Origin of the sequence: Rhodococcus sp. ARC_M5, assembly GCF_022810405.1 — a bacterium.
Classification (GTDB): domain Bacteria; phylum Actinomycetota; class Actinomycetes; order Mycobacteriales; family Mycobacteriaceae; genus Rhodococcoides; species Rhodococcoides navarretei.
This window is the reverse complement of sequence record NZ_JALGQE010000059.1, coordinates 1-301: the sequence shown is the minus strand read 5'-3', so window position 1 is coordinate 301 and position 301 is coordinate 1. Positions and strand designations below refer to the sequence as shown.

Here is a 301-nt window from a genome sequence, read left to right as displayed (position 1 = left end):
CCGACGCGGTGCGTGTGGCAATGCTGCGCATGCGGCGAACAGGTGCGCGTCGGTGAGCTGACGGAGCTCGGCGCGTATGCCTTCTGGGGCATTGACGATCATCGATTTCAGTTGTGTGACCGCTTCGGCGCGGGCTTTGACTGCCGAGTGACGTGCGTTGTGCAAGAAGCGAATCGCTTCGACGTTGCCGTCGTGGGCCTTCGGTGTGGTGGTGGCCTTTCCGGTCAATGCTGCGCGCGCTGCGGAATGGGCATCGAGTGGGTCGGATTTGCCGTGGAAGCGGCGAGAGCGTCGGTCGGGG

1 protein-coding gene is annotated in these 301 nt (G+C 64.5%); it reads right to left on the bottom strand.

Annotation, left to right across the window (positions count from 1 at the left end; all coding sequences use genetic code 11):
• Positions 1–301: IS110 family transposase (locus MTX34_RS25535; RefSeq protein ID WP_243611208.1), on the bottom strand; the 301-nt coding region annotated here is incomplete at both ends.